The sequence below is a fragment of the Streptomyces sp. NPDC015131 genome, assembly GCF_043079975.1.
Lineage (GTDB): Bacteria > Actinomycetota > Actinomycetes > Streptomycetales > Streptomycetaceae > Streptomyces.
In genome coordinates, this window is record NZ_JBIBVB010000006.1 from 119,344 (window position 1) to 144,311 (window position 24,968).

Annotated in this window: 25 protein-coding genes and 1 riboswitch; of the genes, 12 read left to right on the plus strand and 13 right to left on the minus strand. The window is 73.7% G+C overall.

Features of this window, described 5'->3' with window-relative positions; all coding sequences use genetic code 11:
• Positions 1-46: 46 nt before the first annotated feature.
• On the plus strand, positions 47-1,012 hold the full coding sequence (locus ACF08D_RS23790; protein WP_392224966.1) for a carbohydrate-binding protein: 966 nt from the start codon (positions 47-49) through the stop codon (positions 1,010-1,012).
• A 12-nt stretch (positions 1,013-1,024) separates the two neighbouring features.
• Here the strand turns inward: ACF08D_RS23790 and ACF08D_RS23795 are convergent, their stop codons facing one another.
• The 5 genes from ACF08D_RS23795 to ACF08D_RS23815 all read right to left on the minus strand — a co-directional run bounded on the left by ACF08D_RS23795 (position 1,025) and on the right by ACF08D_RS23815 (position 6,020).
• On the minus strand, positions 1,025-1,876 hold the full coding sequence (locus ACF08D_RS23795; protein ID WP_392224968.1) for a ketose-bisphosphate aldolase: 852 nt from the start codon (positions 1,874-1,876) through the stop codon (positions 1,025-1,027).
• Between the two features lie 13 nt (positions 1,877-1,889).
• Positions 1,890-2,816 (minus strand): 1-phosphofructokinase family hexose kinase, encoded by a 927-nt coding sequence (locus ACF08D_RS23800; RefSeq protein WP_392224969.1) that lies wholly within the window; start codon positions 2,814-2,816, stop codon positions 1,890-1,892.
• A 111-nt stretch (positions 2,817-2,927) separates the two neighbouring features.
• On the minus strand, positions 2,928-4,100 hold the full coding sequence (nagA, locus tag ACF08D_RS23805) for an N-acetylglucosamine-6-phosphate deacetylase (protein WP_392224971.1): 1,173 nt from the start codon (positions 4,098-4,100) through the stop codon (positions 2,928-2,930).
• Positions 4,100-4,996 carry an ROK family protein gene (locus ACF08D_RS23810; RefSeq protein WP_392225585.1) on the minus strand — a complete coding sequence of 299 codons (897 nt, stop codon included), beginning with the start codon at positions 4,994-4,996 and terminating at the stop codon, positions 4,100-4,102. Before ACF08D_RS23810 ends, nagA begins: the two co-directional genes overlap by 1 nt.
• 121 nt (positions 4,997-5,117) lie before the next feature.
• Positions 5,118-6,020, minus strand: coding sequence for an SIS domain-containing protein (locus tag ACF08D_RS23815; RefSeq protein ID WP_392224973.1), 903 nt, complete (start codon positions 6,018-6,020; stop codon positions 5,118-5,120).
• Positions 6,021-6,141: 121 nt separating this feature from the next.
• Between ACF08D_RS23815 and ACF08D_RS23820 the strand changes: the two genes are divergently transcribed.
• The 3 genes from ACF08D_RS23820 to otsB are packed head-to-tail and all read left to right on the plus strand — an operon-like array spanning position 6,142 to position 8,547.
• On the plus strand, positions 6,142-7,407 hold the full coding sequence (locus tag ACF08D_RS23820; RefSeq protein WP_392224975.1) for an extracellular solute-binding protein: 1,266 nt from the start codon (positions 6,142-6,144) through the stop codon (positions 7,405-7,407).
• A gap of 13 nt (positions 7,408-7,420) precedes the next feature.
• Positions 7,421-7,666 (plus strand): DUF3263 domain-containing protein, encoded by a 246-nt coding sequence (locus ACF08D_RS23825; protein ID WP_392224976.1) that lies wholly within the window; start codon positions 7,421-7,423, stop codon positions 7,664-7,666.
• A gap of 35 nt (positions 7,667-7,701) precedes the next feature.
• Complete coding sequence (gene otsB / locus ACF08D_RS23830) at positions 7,702-8,547, plus strand: trehalose-phosphatase (RefSeq protein ID WP_392224978.1); 846 nt, start codon at positions 7,702-7,704, stop codon at positions 8,545-8,547.
• A gap of 420 nt (positions 8,548-8,967) precedes the next feature.
• On the opposite strand, the gene ACF08D_RS23835 is transcribed toward otsB, so the two are convergent.
• Together ACF08D_RS23835 and ACF08D_RS23840 are read right to left on the minus strand one after the other, a co-directional pair.
• Positions 8,968-10,413 carry a trehalose-6-phosphate synthase gene (locus ACF08D_RS23835; protein ID WP_392224980.1) on the minus strand — a complete coding sequence of 482 codons (1,446 nt, stop codon included), beginning with the start codon at positions 10,411-10,413 and terminating at the stop codon, positions 8,968-8,970.
• 45 nt (positions 10,414-10,458) lie between these two features.
• Positions 10,459-11,406 carry a glucosyl-3-phosphoglycerate synthase gene (locus tag ACF08D_RS23840; RefSeq protein WP_392224981.1) on the minus strand — a complete coding sequence of 316 codons (948 nt, stop codon included), beginning with the start codon at positions 11,404-11,406 and terminating at the stop codon, positions 10,459-10,461.
• A 117-nt stretch (positions 11,407-11,523) separates the two neighbouring features.
• Positions 11,524-11,669, plus strand: a riboswitch (SAM riboswitch).
• Here ACF08D_RS23840 and thrC point away from each other — a divergent pair.
• The 6 genes from thrC (at position 11,663) to ACF08D_RS23870 (ending at position 17,841) form a co-directional block, all read left to right on the plus strand.
• Complete coding sequence (gene thrC, locus ACF08D_RS23845) at positions 11,663-12,970, plus strand: threonine synthase (RefSeq protein ID WP_392225587.1); 1,308 nt, start codon at positions 11,663-11,665, stop codon at positions 12,968-12,970. (Overlaps the previous riboswitch by 7 nt.)
• A 24-nt stretch (positions 12,971-12,994) precedes the next feature.
• On the plus strand, positions 12,995-13,273 hold the full coding sequence (locus tag ACF08D_RS23850) for a MoaD/ThiS family protein (protein ID WP_392224983.1): 279 nt from the start codon (positions 12,995-12,997) through the stop codon (positions 13,271-13,273).
• 409 nt (positions 13,274-13,682) lie between these two features.
• Positions 13,683-13,889 carry a cold-shock protein gene (locus tag ACF08D_RS23855; RefSeq protein ID WP_008743607.1) on the plus strand — a complete coding sequence of 69 codons (207 nt, stop codon included), beginning with the start codon at positions 13,683-13,685 and terminating at the stop codon, positions 13,887-13,889.
• A gap of 355 nt (positions 13,890-14,244) precedes the next feature.
• Positions 14,245-15,867: a chaperonin GroEL gene (groL, locus tag ACF08D_RS23860; RefSeq protein ID WP_392224985.1), complete on the plus strand. Its 1,623-nt coding sequence runs from the start codon at positions 14,245-14,247 to the stop codon at positions 15,865-15,867.
• A gap of 226 nt (positions 15,868-16,093) precedes the next feature.
• Positions 16,094-17,038 carry an FG-GAP repeat domain-containing protein gene (locus ACF08D_RS23865; protein ID WP_392224987.1) on the plus strand — a complete coding sequence of 315 codons (945 nt, stop codon included), beginning with the start codon at positions 16,094-16,096 and terminating at the stop codon, positions 17,036-17,038.
• Positions 17,039-17,157: 119 nt separating this feature from the next.
• Positions 17,158-17,841, plus strand: coding sequence for an ABC transporter ATP-binding protein (locus tag ACF08D_RS23870; RefSeq protein ID WP_392224989.1), 684 nt, complete (start codon positions 17,158-17,160; stop codon positions 17,839-17,841).
• Here the strand turns inward: ACF08D_RS23870 and ACF08D_RS23875 are convergent.
• From ACF08D_RS23875 to ACF08D_RS23885, 3 genes are all read right to left on the minus strand, one after another.
• A complete protein-coding gene (locus tag ACF08D_RS23875; RefSeq protein ID WP_392224991.1) occupies positions 17,819-19,210 on the minus strand; it encodes a PTS transporter subunit EIIC in 1,392 nt (463 codons plus the stop codon). The two genes, ACF08D_RS23870 and ACF08D_RS23875, sit on opposite strands and share 23 nt — an antisense overlap.
• 68 nt (positions 19,211-19,278) lie before the next feature.
• Positions 19,279-20,181, minus strand: coding sequence for an N-acetylmuramic acid 6-phosphate etherase (gene murQ, locus ACF08D_RS23880; protein ID WP_392224993.1), 903 nt, complete (start codon positions 20,179-20,181; stop codon positions 19,279-19,281).
• Positions 20,182-20,203: 22 nt separating this feature from the next.
• The gene (locus ACF08D_RS23885) at positions 20,204-21,160 is read right to left on the minus strand and encodes a MurR/RpiR family transcriptional regulator (protein WP_392224995.1); all 957 of its coding nucleotides are present in this window, start codon (positions 21,158-21,160) and stop codon (positions 20,204-20,206) included.
• Between the two features lie 65 nt (positions 21,161-21,225).
• Between ACF08D_RS23885 and ACF08D_RS23890 the strand changes: the two genes are divergently transcribed.
• Positions 21,226-21,582: a hypothetical protein gene (locus ACF08D_RS23890; protein WP_392224997.1), complete on the plus strand. Its 357-nt coding sequence runs from the start codon at positions 21,226-21,228 to the stop codon at positions 21,580-21,582.
• Positions 21,579-21,848, plus strand: a complete 270-nt coding sequence (locus ACF08D_RS23895; RefSeq protein WP_392224999.1) for a DUF4031 domain-containing protein — start codon at positions 21,579-21,581, stop codon at positions 21,846-21,848. The genes ACF08D_RS23890 and ACF08D_RS23895 overlap by 4 nt, the downstream gene beginning before the upstream one ends.
• A gap of 7 nt (positions 21,849-21,855) precedes the next feature.
• On the opposite strand, the gene ACF08D_RS23900 is transcribed toward ACF08D_RS23895, so the two are convergent.
• From ACF08D_RS23900 to ACF08D_RS23910, 3 genes are all read right to left on the minus strand, one after another.
• Complete coding sequence (locus ACF08D_RS23900) at positions 21,856-23,058, minus strand: Cmx/CmrA family chloramphenicol efflux MFS transporter (protein ID WP_392225588.1); 1,203 nt, start codon at positions 23,056-23,058, stop codon at positions 21,856-21,858.
• Between the two features lie 79 nt (positions 23,059-23,137).
• Positions 23,138-23,794 (minus strand): hypothetical protein, encoded by a 657-nt coding sequence (locus tag ACF08D_RS23905; protein ID WP_392225590.1) that lies wholly within the window; start codon positions 23,792-23,794, stop codon positions 23,138-23,140.
• Between the two features lie 396 nt (positions 23,795-24,190).
• A complete protein-coding gene (locus ACF08D_RS23910) occupies positions 24,191-24,892 on the minus strand; it encodes a copper homeostasis protein CutC (protein WP_392225001.1) in 702 nt (233 codons plus the stop codon).
• Positions 24,893-24,968 lie beyond the last annotated feature (76 nt).

Consider the following 24,968-nt stretch of genomic DNA (forward strand, 5'->3'; position numbering starts at 1 on the left):
CCCGGGTCGGTGACCGCTGGCGAGCACGGAAATGGAGTGACCAGGGATGGCTGCCGGTAACAACGGCGCGAGCACGCCCGAGGACGACGACCCGTTCGGCTACCTCTACGCGGACGGGCAGGCGGCGGGCGCGCAGGCACCGCGCCAGGGCGGCGGCTACGGCTACCCGGGTCCGGCCGCTCAGCCGGGGGTGCCGAGAAGGTCGTACAACCAGGTCCGTGCGGTCGGCGAGCGGCAGTACGGCGGCGGCGTCGGCCAGGTGCCGCCGCAGGCGCAGTACCAGCAGCAGTACGCCCAGCCCAGCGCCCAGTACGCCGCTCCCGAGACCTACCCGGGCGGCGGCGGTGACCGGACCCGCCCGGTGCCGCAGGCCCAGCCCCCGCAGCGCGGCGGCGGCCCCAACACCCGGGGGCTGCTGATCGGCGCGATCGCGGTCGTCCTGGTGGTGGTGATCGGCATCACCGTGGCCGTGCTGACCAACGGCAAGGGCGGCGGCAAGGGCGACCAGGCGAACCCCACGGCGCCGGCCTCCCAGGTCCAGCAGACCCCGAGCCCGGGCGCGTCCCAGGGCGAGGACCAGAAGCCGGTCGAGCTGCCCCGGCAGGACGCGGCGACGCTCCAGCTCGGCGGCCCGGCGGCGCTGGGCACGGACATCAAGGGCGCCAAGGGCGCCGACGGCGCGTACGTGATGTTCAACGGCACCGGCGGCTCCGCGAGCTGGACGGTCGACGTGCCGAAGGACGGCCAGTACACGCTGTTCCTCAGCTACAGCGTGCCCGGCAAGGACGCGAAGGCGTCCCTGACGATCAACGACGGGCAGCCGCGCGGCATCAACATGAAGAACTTCGCGCACGCCGCCGAGGGCGACTGGGAGAAGGGGTGGACCTACACCTACTCCTACGCCGAGCTGAAGAAGGGCACAAACACGATGAAGATGTCGTGCGAGCCCGGCGATCAGTGCGAGGCGTACCTCGACCAGGTCTGGCTCAAGGAGGGCCAGGTCAAGAACTGACGCCCGCCGGGCTCAGGAACCGACCACCGTCAGGAAGTGCGCCACCGTCCCCGCCATCGCCTCGCGAGCGGGGACGAGGTATTTCCGGGGGTCGACCGCGTCCGGGTGGGCGGCCAGGTGGTCGCGTACCGCGCCGGTGAAGGCCGTGTTCAGCGCCGTACCGATATTGATCTTGGTCATCCCGGCGGCGATCGCGGCGCGCAGCTCGTCGTCCGGGACGCCCGAGGAGCCGTGCAGGACCAGCGGGACCGGGACGGCGTCGCGCAGGGCGGCGATCAGGGCGTGGTCGAGGGACGCCGTGCGGCGGGTCATCGCGTGGCTGGAGCCGACCGCGACGGCGAGCGCGTCCACCCCGGTGTCGGCGATGTAGGCGGCGGCCTCCGCCGGGTCGGTGCGGACGCCGGGGGTGTGGGCGTCCAGCGGCGGCTCGCCGTCCTTGCCCCCGACCTTCCCCAGCTCGGCCTCGACCCAGATGCCCCGCTCGTGACCCCAGCGCACGGCCTCGGCGGTCGCCTTGACGTTGTCGCCGTAGCTCAGCTTCGACGCGTCGAACATCACGGAGCTGAAGCCCTCGGTGTGGGCGCAGCGCAGCAGCTCCGGCGAGACGACGTGGTCGAGGTGGAGGCCGAGCGGCGCGGCGGAGGCGCGGGCGACGGCCGCCGAGGCGGCGGCGACGGCGGACAGCTCCCCGCCGTGGAACTTCACGGCGTTCTCGGAGATCTGGAGGATCGCGGGCCGTCCCACCCGTTCGGCCCCCTGGGCGATCGCCTCGGCGTGCTCCAGGGTGATGACGTTGAAGGCGGCGACGGCGCCGCCGCCGGACCGGGCGCGGGCGATCAGTTCGCCGGTGGGGACCAGGGGCATGTGCGTACCTCCATCAAGCGGCCGTGGCGTGCTCCGTCACCGTGACGCGGGACAGCAGTTCCCGGTACGTCGTCATGTCGAACTCGCCCGCCGCCGGGGCCCGTACCGTCGCCGCCGACAGGGCGGTGGCGCGGGCCAGCCGCTCCGGCCACGGCAGGCCCTCGACCAGCCCGGCGAGCAGGCCCGCCACGGCGGAGTCGCCGGCGCCGGTCGGGTTGCCGCGCTCCGGCCCGGGCGGGGCCGCCCGCCAGGTGCCGTCGGGGGTGACCGCCAGCAGGCCGTCCGGTCCGAGGGAGGCGACCACGGCGTGGGCGCCCCGGCGGCGGGCGTCGCGGGTGGCGCGCAGCGGCTCGCGGGAGCCGGTGAGCCGGGCCAGCTCGTCGGTGTTGGGTTTGACCAGGTCGGGGCGGGCGGCGATGCCCCGGCGCAGCGGTTCGCCGCTGGTGTCGAGGAGGACCGGGACGGAGGCGGCGCGGGCGCGGCGCACCAGGTCGGCGTAGGCGCCGACGTGGATGCCGGGCGGCAGGCTGCCGCAGAGGGCGACGGCGTCGGCGTCCCGTACCAGCTCCTCGTAGGTGGCGAGGAAGGCCGTCCACTCGGCGGGGGTGAGGGTGGGGCCGGGTTCGTTGAGCTGGGTGGTGTCGCCGGTGGAGGCGTCCACGACGGCGACCGTGCGGCGGGTGGGGCCGGCGGCGGGCACCAGGGCGTCGCGCACGGGCAGCGGGGCGAGCAGTCCGCGCAGGACCTCGCCGGCCGGCCCGCCGGCGAAGCCGGTGACGACGGTCTCGTGGCCGAGGGCGGCGAGGACCCGGGCGACGTTGACGCCCTTGCCGCCGGGGCGCTCGGTGACGTCGTCGACGCGGTGCGAGGCGTGCGGGGTGAGGGCGCCGACCCGGTAGGTGATGTCGAGCGCGGTGTTGAGCGTGACCGTGAGGATCACCCGTAACACCCCCGCGAAGGTTGGCGACTGCTTCGGCTTCCGGGATCTGATCATGCCAAACCGGCGGCGGTTGTCCCAGACCTGTGGGCCAACCGCCGTACTTTCATCCGCTCATCGTGCGGCCGGCGGCTCCGTCACCCAGACGCCCCGGCGCATGACACCCGTCAGGGTGAAATCCTCGTCCAGGACGACCAGGTCGGCGTCCTTGCCCGGTTCGAGCGAGCCGACCCGGTCGTACAGGCCGAGCAGCCTGGCCGGGTTGGCGGACACCGCGCGGACGATCGCCTCGACGGGCAGCCCGTCGACGGTGGCCGCCCGCTTGAAGGCGGTGTCGAGGGTGAGGGTGGAGCCCGCGATGGAGCCGCCCTCCACCAGGCGGGCCACGCCCTCGCGCACCTCCACCTCCAGCGGGCCCAGGTGGTAGACGCCGTCGCCGAAGCCGGCCGCGTCCATCGCGTCGGTGATGAACGCGACCCGGTCGGGGCCCGCGTGACGGAACGCCAGTTCCAGAGCGGCGGGGTGCAGATGGGTGCCGTCGTTGATCAGCTCGACGGTCACCCGCTCGTCCTCCAGCAGGGCGGCGATCGGGCCGGGGGCGCGGTGCCCGAGCGCGGGCATCGCGTTGAACAGGTGGGTGGCGACGGTGGCGCCGGCGTCGATGGCCTCGACCGTCTGCTCGTACGTGGCGTCCGTGTGCCCGATCGCGGCGATCACCCCGTGCTCGGCCAGCAGGCGTACGGAGTCGATGCCGCCGGGCAGTTCGGCGGCGAGGGTCACCATGCGGGCGTGGCCGCGCGCGGCGTCGACCAGCTTGCGCACCTCGGCCGGGTCGGGGTGGCGCAGCAGGGTCTCGCTGTGGGCGCCCTTGCGGCACGGCGAGATGAACGGCCCCTCGAAGTGGATGCCGGCGATGTCGCCCTGCTCGGCCAGCTCGGACAGCTCGCCGGCCCGGTGGGCGAGGAAGTCCATCTCGCCGGTGACGGTGGAGGCGACGACCGTGGTGGTGCCGTGCAGCCGGTGGGTGCGGACGCCCTGGAGGACCTCTTCGACGGTGCCGGAGGTGAACGAGGCGCCGCCGCCGCCGTGGTTGTGCATGTCGACGAAGCCGGGCACCACCCAGTGCCCGGTGAGGTCGACGACCGGGGCGTCCGCCGGGGCGTGGCCCGCGATGCGGCCGTGGTCGACGATCACCCGCCCGTTGTCCACGATCCCGGTGGGCAGCACCACGCGGGCGCCGGAGAGAACCGTGGGACCGGCCGTGGGGCCGGCCGTCGAATCGGCCATCAGGCGGATACCTCCGAACTGGCGAGTAGGTCCCAGGCGAGCAGGCCCGCGCCCAGGCATCCGGCGGTGTCCCCGAGGGCCGCCGGCACGATGGCGGGCAGCTTCTGGAACGTGACGCGTTCCCCGACGGCCGCCCGGAGGGGTGTGAACAACGTTTCCCCCGCCTCGGCGAGACCGCCACCGATGATGAGCGTCCGGGGGTCCAGCAGGGTGAGCGCGGTGACCAGCCCGTCGGCGAGCGCGTCCACGGCGTCCCGCCACACCCGTACGGCCCGCTCGTCGCCCGACTCGACGGCCTTGGCGCAGTCCGCCGCGTCCGCCTCGGGGTCGCCGCTCGCCGCCGCCCAGGCGCGGGACACCGCCGCCGCGGAGGCGAGCGTCTCCAGGCAGCCGCGCTGGCCGCAGCCGCACGCGGGCCCGCCGGGGCGGACCACGATGTGCCCGATCTCGCCCGCGTACCCGTGGGCGCCCGCCTCGATGGCGCCGCCGATGCCGATGGCGCCGGCGATGCCGGTGCCCAGCGGCACGAAGAGGAACCGGTCCGCGCCCCGGCCGGCGCCCACCCGTCCCTCGGCCAGCCCGCCGGCGCGGACGTCGTGCCCGAGGGCCACGGGCAGGCCGCCGAGCCGCCGGGCGAGCAGGGTCCGCAGCGGGACGTCCCGCCAGCCCAGGTTGGCCGCGTAGACGGCGACGCCCCGGTCGGGGTCGACGATGCCGGGCACGGCGATGCCGGCGGCGACGGCCCCGGAGCCGTACCGCTCGCGGCCGTGGGCGTACAGCTCGGCGGCGAAGCCGAGGATCGTCTCCACGACCGCGTCGGGGCCGCGCTCCCGGCCCGTCGCCCGGCGCGCCTCGTACAGCAGGGCCCCGTCGGTGCCGACCAGGGCGGCCTTCATCCCGGTGCCGCCCACATCGAGGGCGATGACGTGTCTCACGGGGACAGTGTCGCTCGTGACCCCGTGAAAGGTCTAGTCCACTTTCGTGGATTGTTGTCCGTGCATACAAATGCCCGGAACGCTACGACGAGAGGATCACGCTCCGGGACAGATGGCGCGGCCGGTCCGGGTCGTACCCCTTCGCCTCCGCCAGCGCCACCGCGAGCCGCTGCGCCCGCACCAGGTCCGCCATCGGGTCCGCCGACCCGTCCGCGTGCAGCGTGCCGCCCACCCGCGCCACCTCGCCCGCCAGCCCCTCCGGCACCGCGCCGAACACCCACGCCACCCGCCCCGGACCCGTGATCGCGATCGGGCCGTGCCGGTACTCCATCGCCGGGTACGCCTCCGTCCACGCCCCGGCCGCCTCCCGCATCTTCAGCCCCGCCTCCAGCGCCAGCCCGTACGTCCACCCCCGGCCCAGGAACGTCCACTGCTCCGCGCCCGTCACCGCCTCCGGCAGCGGGTCCGCCACCGCCGCCTCCGCGTCCACCGCCGCCCCGGCGACCGGCTTCACCCCCGGCACGTCCCCCAGGGCCGCCCGCAGGAACGCCAAGGCTGTCGTCGCGAACCGGGTCTGCACCACCGACTCCTCGTCCGCCCAGTCCAGCACCGCGACCGCGTCCGCCGCCTCCCTCACCGGCGTCTTCGGGTCGGCCGTCAGCGCCAGCGTCGGCACCCCCCGCCCCCGCAGCGACCCCAGCAGGTCCAGCACCTCCGTCGTGGTGCCCGACCGGGTGATCGCCACGACCCGGTCGTACGGCCGCGAGGACGGGAACTCCGACGCGGCGAACGCGTCCGTCTCGCCCTGCCCGGCCGCCTCCCGCAGCGCCGCGTAGGCGATGGCCATGAACCAGGACGTCCCGCAGCCGGTCACCGCGACCCGCTCCCCGGGCCGCGGGAGCCCCTCCCCGAACGACGCCGCCGCATCGGCGGCCCGCCGCCAGCAGTCGGGCTGGGTGGCGATCTCTGCTGCGGTACGTGACATGGGGGTGCTCCTCGCGGCCGCGGACTGATTGCTGGGCAAGCGATACCCAGGTGGTGTAGACCTCATCCGCGCTATGGGAAAATCACTCACCCAGGCAAGCGACAAAGGTGGGGAACGACTCGTGCGGCGCCGCAACACAGGACTGATCGCGGCGGTGGCCGCACTGAGCACGCTGACGGCGCTGGCCGGCTGCGGAGCCGGCGGCGAGGAGGGCGTCACCCTCAGACTGGTCGCCGCCGACTACGGCAGCGGCGCGGCCAACACCACCCAGAAGTACTGGGACGGCGTCGCCCGCGCCTACGAGAAGGACCACCCCGGCGTCACGATCGACGTCGACGTCCTGTCCTGGAAGGACGTCGACCGCGAGGTCGCCGAGATGGTCGACCGGGGCGAGGCGCCCGACCTCGCCCAGATCGGCGCGTACGCCGACCACGCCGCCGCCGGCCGGCTCTACACGGTCGACGAACTCCTCCCCGTACGCACCCAGGCCAACTTCCTGCCCCTCCTCGACCGCGCGGGCGAGGTCGACCGCAACCAGTACGGCATGCCCTTCGCCGCCAGCACCCGGCTGCTCTTCTACAACAAGGGCCTGTTCGCCAAGGCCGGCGCCCAGCCGCCGAAGACCTGGGACGAGATCCGCGCCGCCGCCGAGAAGCTCAAGGGCGAGGGCGTGCCGTACCCCTTCGCGCTGCCGCTCGGCGCCGAGGAGTCCCAGGCCGAGACGATGATGTGGATGCTGGCCGGCGGCGGCGGATACCGCGACCCGGGCAACGTCTCCTACGACATCGCCTCCAACGAGAACATCGCCACCTTCACCTGGCTGCGGGACAACCTCGTCGCCAAGGGCCTCACCGGCCCCGTCGCCCCCGGGAAGCTCGACCGGCAGGCGGCGTTCGACGCCTTCGTCAAGGGCGACGTCGGGATGCTCAACGGCCACCCCACCCTGATGGAGGCCGCCGAGAAGGCCGGCGTGGACGTCGGCAAGGTGCCCCTGCCCAGCCCCGGCGGGGAGTCCCGCCCCGCCATGGGCGTCGCCGACTGGATGATGGCCTTCAAGCAGAACGGCCACCGCAAGGAGGTGGGCGCGTTCCTGGAGTACGTGTACGAGGACAAGAACGTGCTGGCCTTCTCGGAGCAGTACGACATCCTCCCCGTCACCAGCACCGCCACCAGCGCCATGCGCCAGGACCCCGAGCAGAAGGACCTGTGGCCGTTCCTGGAGGAGCTGCCCACCTCCGAGCTGTACCCGGTGGGCCGCACCTCCTGGGCCAAGGCCAGCGAGAGCGTCAAGAAGAACATCGGCAGGGCCGTCGCGCCCGGCGCCGACCCCGAGGCCGTGCTCACCGAGATAGAGCGGGCGGCCACTGACGCCGAGGCGGCCGAGTAACTATGTTGCTCATATGACCGCCGAGCACCCCCCGCCGGAACCGTCCGACCGGGACCGCGCCGTCCTCGCCCTGGAACGGCGCTCCTGGCCGGGCCCCGGCGCCAAGGAACGCGCGATACGCGAGCAGCTGGGCCTGTCGCCCACCCGCTACTACCAGCTGCTCAACGCCCTCCTCGACGACCCGCGCGCCCTCGCCCACGACCCCGTCACCGTCAACCGGCTGCGGCGGCTGCGGGCGTCGCGGGAGGCACGCCGGTAGGTGTGCGCGGGCGGGGCCCTGGATAGGTTCCGGGCATGGCCACCCAACCCGACTCCCTGCCCCGTCCCGCCACGGCCGCCGGCCGCGAGGGCCTCGCGGCGTTCCTGGCCGACCCCGGGAGGGCGGTCGTCGCGCTCGACTTCGACGGCACCCTCGCCGACATCGTCGACGACCCCGAGCAGGCCCGGGCCCACCCCGGCGCCGTCCCCGCCATCGCCGCGCTCGCCCCGCACGTCGCGTCCGTCGCGGTCGTCACCGGCCGCCCGGCCGGAGTGGCGGTACGGTACGGCGGCTTCGCCGGAGTGCCCGGACTGGAACGGCTGGTGGTGCTCGGGCACTACGGCGCCGAGCGGTGGGACGCCGTGACCGGCACCGTCCGGGCCGCCCCCGAGCACCCGGGCGTCGCGGCCGTCCGCGCCGAGCTGCCCGGCCTGCTGGACCGGGCGGGCGCGTGGCCCGGCACGTGGATCGAGGAGAAGGGCCGCGCGGTGGCGGTCCACACCCGGCGGGCGGCCGACCCGCAGGCGGCCTTCGACGCGCTGCGGGAGCCGCTCGCGGACCTGGCGGCCCGCCACGGCCTGGTCCTGGAGCCCGGCCGCCTGGTCCTGGAGCTCCGGCCGCCGGGCGTCGACAAGGGCGTGGCGCTCACCGAGTACGTACGCGAGACCGGCGCGGAGACCGTGCTGTACGCCGGGGACGACCTGGGCGACCTGCCCGCGTTCGCGGCGGTGGAGAAGCTGCGCCAGGACGGGGTGCGGGGCCTGCTGGTGTGCAGCGGCAGCGACGAGGTCGCGGAGGTCGCCGCGCGCGCGGACCTCGCGGTCCCGGGCCCGGCGGGGGTGGTGGCGCTGCTGTCCGCGCTGGCCGCGGCGGCCGCCTGACCCGGGGCGGGGCGTCCGCCGGTGGGGCAGTGCCCCTCCCACCCACGACCGGCAGTCGGCGACGCGCCGGGGTGGGGCCGTGCAGGGTCGCCCCCGCAGCGGTTGGCGGCGTCGCACGGTGACCGGACCGGTCGGGTGCCCCGCCGACCGCGAGGAGGTGAGCCCGGAGGGGCCCCGCCCCACCACCCACCGGGAGGCACCGCTCCGCCGAGGCGCCGCCCTCGGGGGCACCCGTTGTGCCCACCCTCCCCCAAGCTCTCGGCTTCGCTCGAGCAGGGGGGACCCCCATCGCCCTGCGGGACGATTGCCCACCACGGGGGGCGGGGACGGGGGCGCGCGACCGCCCACAACGGGGGGCCCGGGAGGACGACCGCCCACGGCGGGGGCCGGGAGGGCGACCGCCCGCGACGGGGGGCGTTGCTACAGCGCTCGCAGGGCGTTCAGCTGGTCCAGGAACCACCGTGCCGGGGGCAGGGACGTCGCCGCCGCGGCGAGGCGCTTCGTGCGGTCCGCCCGTTCCGCGGGGGGCATCGACAGCGCCTCGTGCAGCGCGTCCGCCGTGCCCGTCACGTCGTACGGGTTCACCGTGATCGCGTCGTCCCGCAGCTCCTCGTGGGCGCCCGCCTCGCGGGAGAGCACCAGGGCGCAGCCCGCGTCCGAGACGACGGGGACCTCCTTGGCCACCAGGTTCATGCCGTCCCGGATGGGGTTGACCAGCGCCACGTCGGCGAGGCGGTACGCGGCGAGGGAGCGGGCGAAGTCGTCCTCGACGTGGAGGATCACCGGCGTCCACCCGTCGCGGCCGTACTCGGCGTTGATCTCGTCGGCGAGCCGCGAGACCTGCGCGGTGTAGTCGCGGTAGACGGCGAGGTCCTGCCGGGAGGGGTAGGCGAAGGCGACGTGCACGACGCGCTCGCGCCACTCGGGGCGCTCGGCGAGCAGGTGCCGGTAGGCGAGGAGGCCGCGGACGATGTTCTTGGACAGCTCGGTGCGGTCGACGCGGACGATCGTCCGCCGGTCGGGGCCGATCTGCTCGCGCAGCAGCGCCATGCGGTCGGCGACGTCGGCGCGGCGCGAGCGCTCGCGCAGGAAGTCGGCGTCGGCGCCGAGGCCGTGCACGCCCAGGTACGTCTGGTGGGGGGTGCCCTTCGACCAGTACTGGACGCTCGGCGACTGGTCCTTGGGCCAGTGGGTGGTGACGTCCATGTCCGTGAGGGTCGCGGCGCAGCAGTCCTGGAAGGCCTTCAGCCACCGCCAGGTGAGGAAGCCGAGCCGGTCCGCGCCGAGCATGCCGAGCAGCAGCTCCTCGGCGATGTCGTCGGGGAGCATGGCGAAGTAGGCGGGCGGGGCCCACGGGGTGTGCGAGAAGTGCCCGATGCGCAGGTCGGGGCGGAGCGCGCGGAGCATGCCGGGGACGAGCGCGAGGTGGTAGTCCTGCACGACGACGACGGCCCCGTCGGCCGCCTCCTCGGCGAGGGCCTCGGCGAAGGCGCGGTTGTAGAGGCGGTAGGAGGCCCACTGGCGGCGGAACTCGGCGTCGAAGGCCGGTTCCAGCGGGGTCTGGTACAGCATGTGGTGGACGAACCACAGCACCGAGTTGGCGATGCCGTTGTACGCGTCGGCGTGCACGGCCGCGTCGATGTCGAGCATCTTGACGCCGGGCTCCGCGGCGACGCCCTGCCGTACCGCCTGCCGGTCGCCCTCGCTGAGCGCGGCGCACACCCACAGCGCGCCCGCGTCGGGGCCGATCGCGGAGAGGCCGGACACCAGGCCGCCCCCGCCGCGCCGGGTGTCGAACGTCCCGTCGTCCCGGGGGACGTAGCTGACGGGTCCGCGGTTCGAGGCGACAAGAATCTCGGCTGCCATGGAGACGAACCTAGCCCGTAGCGGAAACGCTCAAACGTGCGGCGATCACGCCACGCGGCGGCGCCGCGCGTACTCGGCCACCTCGGTCATCGGCGGGCGTTCCTCGGTGTCGACCTCGTGCGTACGGGGGACGAAGCCGCCGTCGCCGCGGTCGAACTGGGTCAGCCGGGGCCGCACCAGGTGTCCGCGCGACAGCCGCAGCTGGGCCGTCCGGTAGATCGCCGCCGCCATCCGGCCGAGCGCCCGCTCGTCCTGGTGCCGGTGTTTGCGCACGCCCACGTCGACCTGGGCGAGGGCGTCGAGGCCCACGGTGTGCAGGGCGTCCACGAGGAGCCCGAGTTCGACGCCGTACCCGACGGGGAAGGGGAGCCGTTCCAGCAGGGAGCGCCGGGCGGCGTACTCGCCGCCGAGGGGCTGGACGAAGCCGGCGAGCTGCGGCCAGTGCAGGTTGAGCAGCGGGCGGGCGACCAGTTCGGTGACCCGGCCGCCCTGGCCGGAGGGGGTGCCCGCGAGGGGGCGGTCGTACATGGCCTTGACGAAGTGGACGGACGGGTCGGTGAGGAGGGGGCCGACGATCCCGGTGACGAAGTCGGCCGAGAAGTCGCGCAGGTCGGCGTCGACGAAGCAGACGATGTCACCGCCGGTGACGAGGAGGGAGCGCCACAGGACCTCGCCCTTGCCGGGGAGGGCGGGGACGCGGGGGAGTATGGCGTCCCGGTGGACCACGCGCGCGCCGGCGGCGGCGGCGACCTCGGCGGTGCGGTCGGTGGAGCCGGAGTCGATCACCACGAGCTCGTCGACGAGGGGGGTGGCGGCGCTCATCAGCTCGCGGCGGATCACGGTGACGATGTCGCCGACGGTGGCCTCCTCGTTCAGCGCCGGGAGGACGACGCTGACCGTCGTGCCATGCTTGGCCGCGAGCAGCCGGCCGAGCGGTCTGTCCGCCACGGACCAGGACCGCCGGTCCAGCCAGCGCTCCACCTCTTCCAGCACGTGATCTCCATCTCGCGTATCGGACGGCCGTCTCAGCTGTCCAGGGGTTCGGTTACAGTCTTGAACAACGCGGATGACCGTCGCATGTCGGGTCCCCCCGCGCACACAATCGAATACCGCTCATCCAGAGGGGCAGAGGGACACGGCCCGTTGAAGCCCCGGCAACCCTCCAGCCGGCACTCGCAACCACCATGCGCGAGGCCCCGGCTAGGGAAGGTGCCAAATCCGTCTCATGGCGAAGTGCGCCATGAGGAAGATGAGGAGAAAGGGCCTCGCCTCCATGGCTGTACAGACTGTCGCCACCGCCAAGAACGTCGACCTCGGGCCTGCTTCCGCCCTCTCCTGTCGTGAGTGCGGCGAGCGTTTCGCACTGGGGCCGATCTTCGCCTGTGAGCTGTGTTTCGGGCCCCTGGAGATCTCCTACGACCTGCCGTCCGGTGACCCGGAGGCGCTGCGCAAGCAGATCGAGGCCGGTCCCGCCAACATCTGGCGGTACGCCCCGCTGCTGCCGGTCCCGGCGGACGTGGCCGGCAAGCCGAACCTGAACCCGGGCTGGACCAAGCTCGTCCAGGCGGACAACCTGGCGCGCGAGCTGGGGGTCGAGCCGGGCAGGCTGTTCGTCAAGGACGACTCGGGCAACCCGACGCACTCCTTCAAGGACCGGGTCGTCGCCCAGGCGATCGAGGCGGCCCGCGCCTTCGGCTTCACCACCCTGTCGTGCTCCTCCACGGGCAACCTGGCGGGTGCCGTCGGGGCCGCCGCCGCGCGGGCCGGTTTCCGTTCGTGCGTGTTCATCCCGCACGACCTGGAGCAGGGCAAGGTCGTGATGGCGGCGGTGTACGGCGGTGACCTGGTCGGCATCGAGGGCACCTACGACGACGTCAACCGCTTCTGCTCGGAGCTCATCGGCGACCCGCTGGGCGAGGGCTGGGGCTTCGTCAACGTGAACCTGCGGCCGTACTACGCGGAGGGCTCGAAGACCCTCGCGTACGAGATCTGCGAGCAGCTCGGCTGGCGGCTGCCGGACCAGCTGGTCGTCCCGATCGCGTCCGGCTCGCAGCTGACGAAGATCGACAAGGGGCTTCAGGAGCTGATCAGGCTGGGGCTGGTCGAGGACCGGCCGTACAAGATCTTCGGTGCCCAGGCGGAGGGCTGCTCGCCGGTGTCGGCGGCGTTCAAGGCCGGCCACGACGTGGTGCGCCCGCAGAAGCCGGACACCATCGCCAAGTCGCTGGCCATCGGCAACCCGGCGGACGGCCCGTACGTCCTGGACATCGCGCGCCGCACCGGCGGCGCGGTGGAGGACGTGGACGACGAGCGGATCGTCGAGGCGATCAAGCTGCTGGCGCGTACGGAGGGCATCTTCGCCGAGACGGCGGGCGGGGTGACCGTGGGCGTGACGAAGAAGCTGATCGAGGCGGGCCTGCTGGACCCGTCCCTGACGACGGTCGTGCTCAACACGGGTGACGGCCTGAAGACCCTGGACGCGGTCGCCCCGACGACGGGCCCGACCGCCACCATCCGCCCGAGCCTGGACGCGTTCCGCGACGCCGGCCTGGCCTGACCGACCGAGAGGCAGCACCACGACATGAGCGTCAACGTCCGCATCCCCACCATCCTCCGCACCTACACCGGCGGCCGGGCCGAGGTCCCGGCGGAGGGCGCGACCCTCGCCGAGGTCATCGCGTCGCTGGAGACGAACCACCCGGGCATCGCGGCCCGTGTCCTGGACGACCAGGGCAAGCTGCGCCGCTTCGTGAACGTGTACGTCAACGACGACGACGTGCGCTTCGAGGGCGGTCTGGAGACGGCCACGCCCGACGGGGCGGGCGTGTCGATCATCCCGGCCGTCGCGGGCGGCTGCTGACCCACACAGCGTGACCGGCGTTGCCCCCTCCGCGAGAGAAGCGGAGGGGGCAATTCTGCATGGTTCAGCACGGTAGAGTTGGGGAAGTGCCCGCCGTCGCGAGTGCCGCCCGCATATGAGAAGCCGCGCGGCCGCGACAAGATGCAGTCAATGTGTGCCAGCGAATTGCGCCAATAGTGCGCTTTGCCCGGCCCGACTTGCCCGGGATTCCGGCGCCTTGGGGCGCAATTTCCGTTCACCCGTGCTCGGATTTCTCGTCCGATTGACCTGTTGCAGACGGCAGTTGGGCAGATACATTCAGCGGCGGTCGACGCGTTCCGGCGCACGCCTCCACCTGTCAGGGGGCGAGGTCTGACCCGGGTCCGCGAAGTGCGGTCCTGTGCAAGGGCCAGTAATAGGGGAGTTAGGCATGGCTCAGGGCACCGTCAAGTGGTTCAACGCGGAGAAGGGGTACGGCTTCATCGCGGTCGACGGTGGTGCGGATGTTTTCGTCCACTACAGCGCGATCCAGATGGACGGCTACCGCACCCTTGAAGAAGGTCAGCGAGTCGAGTTCGAGATCTCGCAGGGCCAGAAGGGTCCGCAGGCGGACATGGTCAAGCTCGCCGCCGGCTGAGCGTCGCGTCGCGATCGGCCGGCCCGCCGGACGATCGGCCACCGACCATCGGCCGCCGGGAGACCGGCCGGCCGGCTTCACGAACGCCGAGGGGTCCGCGTCCAGGGGGACGCGGACCCCTCGCGCGTGTGCGGGCACACCCCCGGGGGTCTCTCCGCGAGAGGCGCTTGCACTCGCAGGGGTCGAGTGCTAATCATTGGCGTTAGCACTCTGAAGGTGAGAGTGACAACGAAGGACCGGGTCGGTGAGGCCCGCAGGCCGGTGGGGCAAGGAACCACCTCAGGCAGGCAGGCCGTCCGTCGCGGGCGCCAGCGCGGTCCGGAGCATCCACCCCAGTCCGGGAGGACCACTTCACATGGCCAAGATCATCGCGTTCGACGAGGAGGCACGGCGCGGCCTCGAGCGCGGCATGAACCAGCTCGCCGACGCCGTCAAGGTGACCCTGGGCCCCAAGGGTCGCAACGTCGTCCTCGAGAAGAAGTGGGGCGCCCCCACGATCACCAACGATGGTGTGTCCATCGCCAAGGAGATCGAGCTCGAGGACCCGTACGAGAAGATCGGCGCCGAGCTGGTCAAGGAAGTCGCCAAGAAGACGGACGACGTCGCCGGTGACGGTACGACCACCGCGACCGTCCTCGCCCAGGCGCTCGTCCGCGAGGGCCTGCGCAACGTCGCCGCCGGCGCCAACCCGATGGCCCTGAAGCGCGGCATCGAGACCGCCGTCGAGGCCGTCTCCGGCGCGCTGCTCGAGCAGGCGAAGGATGTCGAGACCAAGGAGCAGATCGCCTCCACGGCCTCCATCTCCGCCGCCGACACCCAGATCGGCGAGCTCATCGCCGAGGCCATGGACAAGGTCGGCAAGGAAGGCGTCATCACCGTCGAGGAGTCCCAGACCTTCGGTCTGGAGCTGGAGCTCACCGAGGGTATGCGCTTCGACAAGGGCTACATCTCGGCGTACTTCGCCACCGACATGGAGCGTATGGAGGCGTCGCTCGACGACCCGTACATCCTGATCGTCAACTCGAAGATCTCCTCGGTGAAGGACCTGCTCCCGCTGCTGGAGAAGGTCATGCAGTCGGGCAAGCCGCTGCTGATCATCGCCGAGGACGTCGAGGGCGAGGCCCTGTCGACCCTGGTCGTCAACAAGATCCGCGGCACCTTCAAGTCCGTCGCCGTCAAGGCCCCGGGCTTCGGCGACCGCCGCAAGGCCATGCTGAACGACATCGCCATCCTCACCGGTGGCCAGGTCATCTCCGAGGAGGTCGGCCTCAAGCTCGAGAACGCCGGCCTGGACCTGCTGGGCCGCGCCCGCAAGGTCGTCATCACCAAGGACGAGACCACCATCGTCGACGGTGCCGGTGACAGCGACCAGGTCGCCGGTCGCGTCAACCAGATCCGCGCCGAGATCGAGAACTCCGACTCGGACTACGACCGCGAGAAGCTCCAGGAGCGTCTGGCGAAGCTGGCCGGCGGCGTGGCCGTCATCAAGGCCGGTGCCGCCACCGAGGTCGAGCTCAAGGAGCGCAAGCACCGCATCGAGGACGCGGTGCGCAACGCCAAGGCCGCCGTCGAGGAGGGCATCGTCGCCGGCGGTGGCGTGGCCCTGCTCCAGGCGTCCAGCGTCTTCGAGAAGCTGGAGCTCGACGGCGACGAGGCCACCGGCGCCAACGCCGTCCGCCTCGCGCTGGAGGCCCCGCTCAAGCAGATCGCCGTCAACGGTGGTCTCGAGGGTGGCGTCATCGTCGAGAAGGTGCGCAACCTGCCCGTCGGCCACGGCCTGAACGCCGCGACCGGTGAGTACGTCGACATGATCGCCGAGGGCATCATCGACCCCGCCAAGGTGACCCGTTCCGCTCTGCAGAACGCGGCCTCCATCGCGGCGCTGTTCCTCACCACCGAGGCCGTCATCGCCGACAAGCCGGAGAAGGCCGCCGCGGCCGCCCCGGGCGGCATGCCGGGCGGTGACATGGACTTCTGATCCACCCGGATCGGACACGTCCTTCGCCGAGGGCGGTACCCCCACTCCCAGGGGGGTACCGCCCTCGGGCGTTTCAACTCGCCGGGTGGGCGGGTGGGTTGCACCAGACTCTTCGGTACCGACCCTTGTGAAATTCGCAAGCGTGTGTGAAGGACTCGTGAGAGAGTGCGGGGGGCCTGTGACGCGGGCCCTTACCGAACTTCGCACACCGCAGGGGGACTTCCCTTTGACCGTCATCACGCCCGGCCGTACGTTCAAGCGCCTCGTCGCCACCGCCCTGATCGCCGCCGCCCTGGCCGCCACGGCCGGTACCGCCACCGCCGCCGAGGACCCGGCGGGCGCCGAGCGGGCGCGTGCCGAGGCCGAGGCGCAGTACCGCGCCAAGGCGCCCCGCGCCGCCGCCCCGCGCGCCGGTGAGCCCGGCACGGTCCTGACGCCGACCTTCTCGATGAACGCCGTCGACAAGAAGACCGGGAACCTGTACCTGTACTTCCCGGACCGTATGGGCGGCTTCAAGGAGCGGTACGACGTCGGCGTGAGCTTCGAGTCCTTCACGGCCTCCATCGAGGTGGACAACGACAAGGACGGCTACGGCGACGGCACCTGGAGCATCCTCGAGGACGGCCGGATGACCTACACCTGGTCCCAGGACCTCGATGTGCACACCAAGGACATCGGCACCGGCTGGAACACCTACACCAAGGTGCTGTCCCCGGGGCACCTCGGTGCCTCCCCCGAGGCCGACCTCGTCGCCGTGGACAAGTCCGGCGTCCTGTGGACGTACACCGGCTACCCGGACGGCCGCGTGTCGCCGCGCGTACGGATCGGTGGCGGCTGGAACCAGTACACCGAGATCGCCGGTCAGGGCGACCTCTCCGGCGACGGCGAGGCCGACATCGTGGCCCGCGACAAGGCGGGCGACCTGTGGCTGTACAAGGGCACCGGCGACTACCGGGCCCCCTTCGAGGTCCGTGCCAAGGTGGGCGCCGGCTGGAACACCCACAACCGGGTGCTGTCCGTGGGCGACCTGGACGCCGACGGCAGGACCGACCTCGTGGCCCGCACCACGACGGGCGACCTGTACCGGTACTCGGGCACCGGCGACGCGGTCGCCCCGCTCGGCAAGCCGGTGAAGATCGGCTGGGGCTACAACATCTACCGCCTGCTGTAGCCCGCACAGGGCAGGGCGGAGACCGACGGGGTACGGCGCGGGCGCGGCGTACCCCGTTCTCATGCGGCTTTCACCGGCTCCTCAACCCGCCATCACCTCGTGTCCCTAGCTTTCGGGGCATGTACCAGCTCAGTTGCGTCACCAAGCGATACCGGCGCGGTGAGGACACCGTCCGGGCTCTCGACGGGGTGGACCTGATCATCGAGGACGGGGGGCGGCTCGTCGTGCACGGGCCCGCCGGGGGTGGGAAGTCGACGTTCCTGCGGATGCTCGGCGGTCTGGACCGGCCCTGCTGGGGGCGGGTGCTGCTGGACGGGACGGACCTGGCCACCCTGCCGGAGGCGCGGCTCGCGCGGCTGCGGGCGGAGAAGATCGGCTTCGTGTCCCGGGTGCGCGGGCCGGTCCCGGGGCTCACCGTCCAGGAGTACGTCGAGACCGGCCTCGTACCGCTCGGGCTCCGGGGGGACGAGCGGCGCGAACGGGCCGCCGAGGCCCTGGTGTCGGTGGGCCTCGGCGGGCGGGGCGGGCACCCGCTCGCCGGGCTGCCGGACGGGCAGCGGCAACGGGCGGCGATCGCCCGGGCGTGGGTCGGGCGCCCGGCGGTGCTGCTGGCGGACGAGCCGGCCGGGGGCCTGGACGCCGCCGGCCGCGACGCGATCATGGAGGTGCTGGACGGGCTGTGGGAGCGGCACGGCCTGACGTTCGTCATGGTCACCCGGGACACCGCCCTGGCGCGGCGCGCTCCCCGGGTCGCCACCCTGCGGGAGGGGCGGATGAGCGTCAGGGAGCAGGTGGTGGGCTGAGCAGCGGCCTGCCGATGCCGAAGAGGTACGTCGCGGCGAACCCGGCCGCGTACCCGGTCAGCAGCCCGCCCCCGTACACCGCGAACGTGGCCGGGGACAGCCCCCGGTCGCCGGCGAGCAGGGGGAACAGCGCCCAGCCGGACGGGCCGATCGCCGTGGAGCCCACGGTGTGCCCGAGCATGGTGAACAGCCCGACGAACCCGCCGCCGAACGCGCCGCCCACGCAGGCCGTGACGAACGGCCGCCCCAGCGGCAGCGACACCCCGTAGATCAGCGGCTCGCCCACGCCGAGCAGCCCGGCGGGCATCGCGGACCTGATGGTGCGGCGCAGGTCGGTGCGGTGCCGCAGGCGTACGTACACGGCCGCCGCCGCGCCGACCTGGCCCGCGCCCGCCATGGCGAGGATCGGCAGCAGGACGGTGTGGCCCTGCTGTTCGATGAGCGTGGTGTGGATGGGGATCAGCGCCTGGTGCAGCCCCAGCATCACCAGCGGCAGGAACAGCCCGCCCAGCACGAATCCGGCGACCGCGCCCGCGTGGCTGAGCAGCCAGTCGGCGGCCGTGCCGATGGCGGCCGACACTCCGCCGGCCACGAACATCAGCCCGTACACCGTGACCAGGCCCGCCACCAGCACGGTGAGCGTCGGCGTGACCAGCACGTCCAGCGCCTCGGGGACGCGGCGGCGGCACCACTTCTCCACCTGGACGGCGAGCGCGGCGGCGGCCAGCGCGCCGAGGACGCCGCCCTGCCCGGGGGAGAGCTGCTGGCCGAACGCCTCGATCCGGGCGACGCCCGCGTACACGATGATCGCGGCCACCGCGCCGCCGAGCACCGGTGTGCCGCCGAACTCCTTCGCGGTGTTGATGCCGACGAACACCGCGATCAGCGCCATGAAGCCGGAGGCGACGGCGGCGAGCGCGGGCGTCAGCCAGGGCAGCCAGTGCAGGTTGAGCAGCAGGCCGTTGACGCCGGCGATGATGCCGCAGCCGATCAGGGCGGGGATCAGCGGGACGAAGATGTCCGCCACCCGGCGCAGCAGGAGCTTGCCGGGGGTGGCGTTCCTGGCCTTCTGGGCTGCCTTCAGCTCCTCGCCCCGCGACGCGGACACCAGCTCCTCGAAGGCGGGCGTGACCCGGGCGACGGTGCCCGGGCCCAGGACGATCTGGTACGTCGTGCCGTCCTCGACGACGCCGAGGACGGCGGGGTGCGCCCGCAGCTCCTCCTCCCGGACCAGGGCGCGGTCGAGCAGGCCGAGGCGGAGGCGGGTCATGCAGTGGGCGACGGAGGTGACGTTCGCGGCGCCGCCGACGAGGGGGAGGATGGCGCCTGCGGTGGTGCGGGGGTCCGGTGCGGGTGCGGCTGCGGTCATGAGCGGATGCTGCCAGCGGCGGGTGCCGCCGGGGGCGGTCGCGCGCCGGTGGGCGGCCCGTGCCCCGCCTATTGGTCCAGCGCCGCGCGCAGGTGGCCGTCCGTCTTGGCGAGCAGTTCGGCCGCCGTCCCGGCGTCGACCCCGGCGAGCAGGGTGAGGATCGCCGGCTTGACCTCGCCGTCGGTGGCGGTGAGGGCCGCCTCCACGTCCGGCTCCGGCGCGCCGGTCGCCAGGGCGACGATCCGGCGCGAGCGGGCGCGCAGTTTGTCGTTGGACGCACGGACGTCGACCATCAGGTTCCCGTACGTCTTGCCGAGCCGGATCATCGTGATGGTCGAGATCATGTTGAGCACCAGCTTCTGCGCGGTGCCGGCCTTGAGCCGGGTGGAGCCGGTGAGCAGCTCCGGGCCGACCACGACCTCGATGCCGTGCTCGGCCTCGGCGGCGAGGGCGCTGCCCGGGTTGCAGGACAGCCCGATCGTCAGGGCCCCGCGCGCCCGGGCGTGCCGGACGGCGCCGACGGCGTAGGGGGTGCGGCCGGATGCGGAGATCCCGACGACGGTGTCCTCGGCGGTCAGCCCGAGGCCGTCCAGGTCGGCGGCGGCCAGCTCCGGGGAGTCCTCGGCGCCCTCGACGGCCTCCAGCAGGGCCCGGGGGCCGCCCGCGATGAGGCCGGTGACCTGCGTGGGCGCGGTGTTGAAGGTGGGCGGGCACTCGCTGGCGTCCAGCACGCCGAGCCGCCCGGCGGTGCCCGCGCCCGCGTAGACGAGCCGCCCGCCGCGCGCCATGCGGTCGGCGGTGGCGTCGATGGCGGCGGCGATCCGGGGCAGTTGGCCGGCGACCGCGCCGGGCACGGACTGGTCCTCGGCGTTCATCAGGCGGGCGATCTCGGCGGTGGGCAGGCGGTCGATGTCCGCCAGCTCGGGGCGGAAGGCTTCCGTGGTCAGGGAGGACAGCTCGGAGGGCTTCATGCGGGCGTGCTCTTTCGGCCGGTCAGCGGGTGCGGGGCGAGTGGCGGTGGGCGAGGGCCTCGTACGAGGCGGAGAGCGCGGGCGCCGCCTTCTCGTACGTGCGCTGGGTGACGCCGGTGAACAGGCAGTCGACGACGAGGAGCTGGCTGGTGCGGGACGACATGGCGGCGGGGCGCAGTTCGCTCTCGCGGGCGGTGGAGGTGGTGAGGACGTGGTCGGCGTACCCGGCGACGGGGCCGTCCGGGCGGCCGGTGATGGCGACGGTGGTGGCGCCCCGGTCGAAGGCGACCCGGAGCGGTTCGATGACGTCGCCGGTGGAGCCCGAGTGGGTGATGGCGATGGCCACGTCGCCGGGGCGGAGCTGGACGGCGTTGGTGACGGCGAGGTGCGGGTCGCTGTGGGCGTGGGCGATCAGCCCGATGCGCAGCAGCTTCTGCGCGAGGTCCTGGGCGACCAGCCCGGAGGCGCCGACGCCGTAGATGTCGGTGCGGCGGGCGGCGGCCAGGGCGGTGACGGCGGCGCCGAGCTGGATGGTGTCGAGCCCGGCGGCGGTGTCGGCGAGGGTCTGCTGCTCGTCGTGGGCGAGCTTGGCGACCACGTCCGCGATCGGGTCGTCGACCGTGATGTCGGCGGTGACGGAGGGCGCCCGGCCGGACTGCTGCTGGGCGGCGAGCCCGGCGAGGGCGAGGCGCAGGTCGCGGTAGCCGGGGTAGCCCAGCAGGCGGGCGGTGCGCACCACGGTGGCCTCGCTGGTGCCGGTCAGCTCGGCAAGGCCGGTGACGGTGAGGGCGGCGCAGCCGGCCGGGTCGCCGGCCACGGCCTCGGCGACCCGCTGCATGGAGCGGGTCATGGAGGGTGCGAGGGTGCGGACCTTCGCGGCCAGCGCGGCGGGCGCTGGGGCGGGGGCGGGTGCGGCGGGGCCCGGTATCGGGGCGGGGCCGCCGCCGTTGCTGAAACTTTCCTTCACATGGCGGGTCACCTCTGAAAGGTATTTTCAGCCCCGGGGGCCGTCAACCCCTCCGGACCTGGGGAGACAATGGGCCCATGGACGCCGTGAACCCCCTGGAGCAGGCCCTGCACGCCGCCCGGTCGCTGGTCCTCGCCGACCTGATGGCGCGGGACGTCGCCCGGGCGGAGGTGGTCTCGCTCGTGGAGGACGCGGTGACGCACCGCCGCTGGTGGGTCGAGCAGTGGCCGGAGGGCGCGGCGTACGTGGCCGGGCTCGTCGCCCAGGACGTGCAGGACGCGCTGCTGGAGCGGCACGGCCGCTGGCCGCTGTGCCCGGTGTGCAGCGCGGGCGACCCGCACGCCCTGGACGTGGAACCGGAGCTGGGGCCCGACCCGCACTGGGTGTGCGGCAAGGCGGGCGTGGTGGTGGCACCGGTCGGCGGCCTCACGTGACGGTGTACATCGACCCGCCGAACTGGCCGGGGCACGGCCGCATGTGGTCCCACCTGGTGAGCGACGCCTCCTACGAGGAACTGCACGCCTTCGCCGCCGGGATCGGCGCCCCGCCCCGCGCCTTCGACGGCGACCACTACGACGTGCCGTCCGAGCGGTACGCGGACGCGGTGGCGGCCGGCGCGGTGGAGGTCGGCTCCAAGGAACTGGTCCGCCGGCTCACGGAGGCGGGGCTGCGCCGCCCGAAGCGGCGCGCCTCCCCCTGACGGCCGGTCAGAGACGGGCGGTCTCGGCGTCCAGCGCGGCGCCCGAACCGGCGACCACCCGGGACGTCGAACGGTGGAGCCGGAGCGCCACGGCCGCGGCGGCGAGCCCCACGACGGTCATGGCGGCGCCCGCCCAGGCGGTGGACGGGAAGCCCAGGCCGGCGTCGATGACCGTGCCGCCCAGCCACGGGCCGCCGGTGTTGCCCAGGTTGAACGCGGCGGTCGTGGTGGCGCCCGCCAGCGTGGGGGCGGCGCCCGCGACGTTGAACATCCGGGCGTTGAGCGCCGGGGCGGTGTAGAACGCGGAGACGCCCAGCAGGAACGAGAGGATCACCGCCGCGACCGGGCTGGACGCGAGGAGGGCCAGCGCGACCAGGAAGACCGTCGACGCGGTGATGCCGCTCAGCAGCACCCCGAACAGGTGGGCGTCGGCGACCCGGCCGCCGATCGTGGTGCCCACCAGCGCGCCGATGCCGAACAGGCCCAGCACGGTCGGCACCCAGCCCGGGGCGAGCCCCGAGACGTCGGTGAGCAACGGCGCGAGGTAGGAGAAGGCGCAGAACACCCCGCCCGCCGCGAGCGCCGTCACCACCACCGCGAGCCAGACCTGCCGGTCGCGGTAGATCGTCAGCTCGCGCCGCAGCCGGGGCCGCTCCGCGGGCAGCGGGATGCGCGGGATGAGGGTCACCACGCCCACCAGGGCGATCACCGACGCGGCGCCCACGGCCCAGAACGCGGACCGCCAGCCCAGGTGCTCGCCCAGGAACGCGCCGGCCGGGACGCCCAGCACATTGGCGATCGACAGGCCGCCGATCATCACGGCCATCGCGCGGGCGCGGGCGCCGACCGGCACCATCGCGATGGCGACAGCGGCCCCCACCGCCCAGAAGCCGGCGCAGGCCAGCGCGCTGACCACGCGCGACGCGAAGAGGATCCCGTACGAGGGTGCCAGCGCGCCCACCAGCTGGCCCACGCCGAACGTGCTGATCAGGGCGATGAGCGTGGTCTTGCGCGGCAGCCGGAGCGTGGCGACCGCGAGGAGCGGCGCGCCGATCACCATGCCGATGGCGAAGGCGGATATGAGGAGCCCGGCGCGGGGGATGGAGACGCCCATGTCGTCGGCGATCGGTGGCAGCAGCCCCGACAGCATGAATTCGCTCGTGCCGAGCGCGAAGACGGACAGGCCGAGGATGTAGACGGCCAGGGGCATACGGGTGCGTTCGGCGACAGACGGCATGCCAGGAGCCAACGCCCGCATGATCCCTTACATTCCTGGCGGCCCGGAGGTCTCACATGCCGGACTCCAGCAGCCGCAGCTCGGTGGTGAGGTTCTGCCGGGCCCGCTCCTCCCAGGCGCGGGCGCCGTGCGGGGTGCGGAAGAGGCACGGCAGGCCGAGCAGCTGCCGCAGCACCGCGGCGCGGCCCTCGCGGAACGCGTCGTCCGGTACGAAGCCGTACTCCTCCCGTACGGCCGCGGCGTAGGCGGCGTACGCGTCGGGCGCGGCGGCCAGCACCGCGAGGTCCGCGTCGCACAGCACCTCGCCGTCCCGGTCGCCCTCGGCCGGGTCGTGGGTGACCGTGAGCCGGACCAGCCGGGCGACCTCGGCCGTACGCGCGGGGCCGACGCCCAGCTCGGGGAGCGCGCGCTCGGCGAGGCGGGCGCTGCGCTCCTCGTTGGTGGACCGCTCCGGGAGGTACACGGCGTCGTGGAACCAGGCGGCGAGGCGTACGGCGTCGGGGTCGTCGGCGTGGTCGGCCAGCTCGTCGACGCGGTCGAGGACGGCGAGCAGGTGGTCGGTGGTGTGGTACCGGCGCTGCGGCTCGGCCCAGCGGGCGAGGAGGTCGTCGGCGTACCGGTCGGCGTGCGGGGCGTGCCCGGTGGCCGAGGCCCAGCGCCGGCGGAGGTCGTCGTGGGCGGGGTGTGCGGGGAGGGCCATGCGGCCCATTGTGCCGGTCGGCCCCGGGCGGTGCGGCGACTCGCGGTCGGCCCGCACCCGGGTGGCCCTCCACCCACGACCGGCAGTCGGCGTACTACCGGGGTGGGGCCGTGCAGGGTCGCCCCCGCAGCGGTTGGCGGCGTCGCACGGTCACCTAGCCGGTAGGGCACCCCGCCGACCGCGAGGAGGTGAGCCCGGAGGGGCCCCGCCCCACCCCCACCGGCACCGCTCCGGGGCGCAGCCCAGGAACAGGCACCGTCCCGGTGGGCACCCCGTTGTGCCCACCCGTCCCGCCCCAGCGGGACGATTGCCCACAACGGGTTGGGGGACTGGCAGGGGGTACCGCCCACAACGGGGGGCTGGCGGGGGCACCGCCCCAACAGGGGGGCCGGGGTGACCGGTCCGTCAGGCTTGCGTGTCCAGGGCCGTGCGCCAGGTGCGGACCGCTGTGGGGGAGACCGGGGCCGTCCAGCCGGTGGGGCGGGCCGCGCCGCCGATGTGGAAGGCGTCCACGCCCGCCGCCCGCAGCCGCGGCACGTGCTCCAGCCGCAGTCCGCCGCCGACCAGCAGCCGGGGCTCGTAGCCGGGCTCGCCGCGCCTCGCGGCCGCGGCCTCCTCCAGCAGGACGTGCAGGCCCTCGTCGACCCCGGCCGCCGAGCCGGCCGTCAGGCAGGTGTCCAGCCCCGGCAGGTCGGCGAGCTGCTTGCGGGCGGCGTCCCGGTCGGTCGTCCGGTCCAGCGCCCGGTGGAACGTCCAGCGGCAGCCCTCCAGCTCGGCGACCAGCCGCTCCACCGCCACCAGGTCGACGTGGCCCGCCGGGTCGAGGAAGCCGAGGACGAACTCGTCGGCGCCCTCCTCGCGCAGCTCCCGCGCCACCCGTACCAGGGCGTCGATGTCGCCCGCGGCGAAGCCGTCGGCCAGCCGCAGCATCACGCGCAGCGGGATGTCGACGGCGGCGCGGACGCGGCCGTAGGTCTCGCGCGACGGGCTGAGCCCGTCCGCCGCGATGTCGGTGACCAGTTCGAGGCGGTCCGCTCCTCCGGCCTGGGCGGCGATCGCGTCCTCCGCGTCGAGGGCGATCACCTCCAGGAGTGCGCGGTTGCTCACAGGCACAGGGGCTCCATTCGCTACAGGTCTCGCTATAGGTCCGCTACAGGTCTAGTCCAATGCCCAGCCTAGTGCG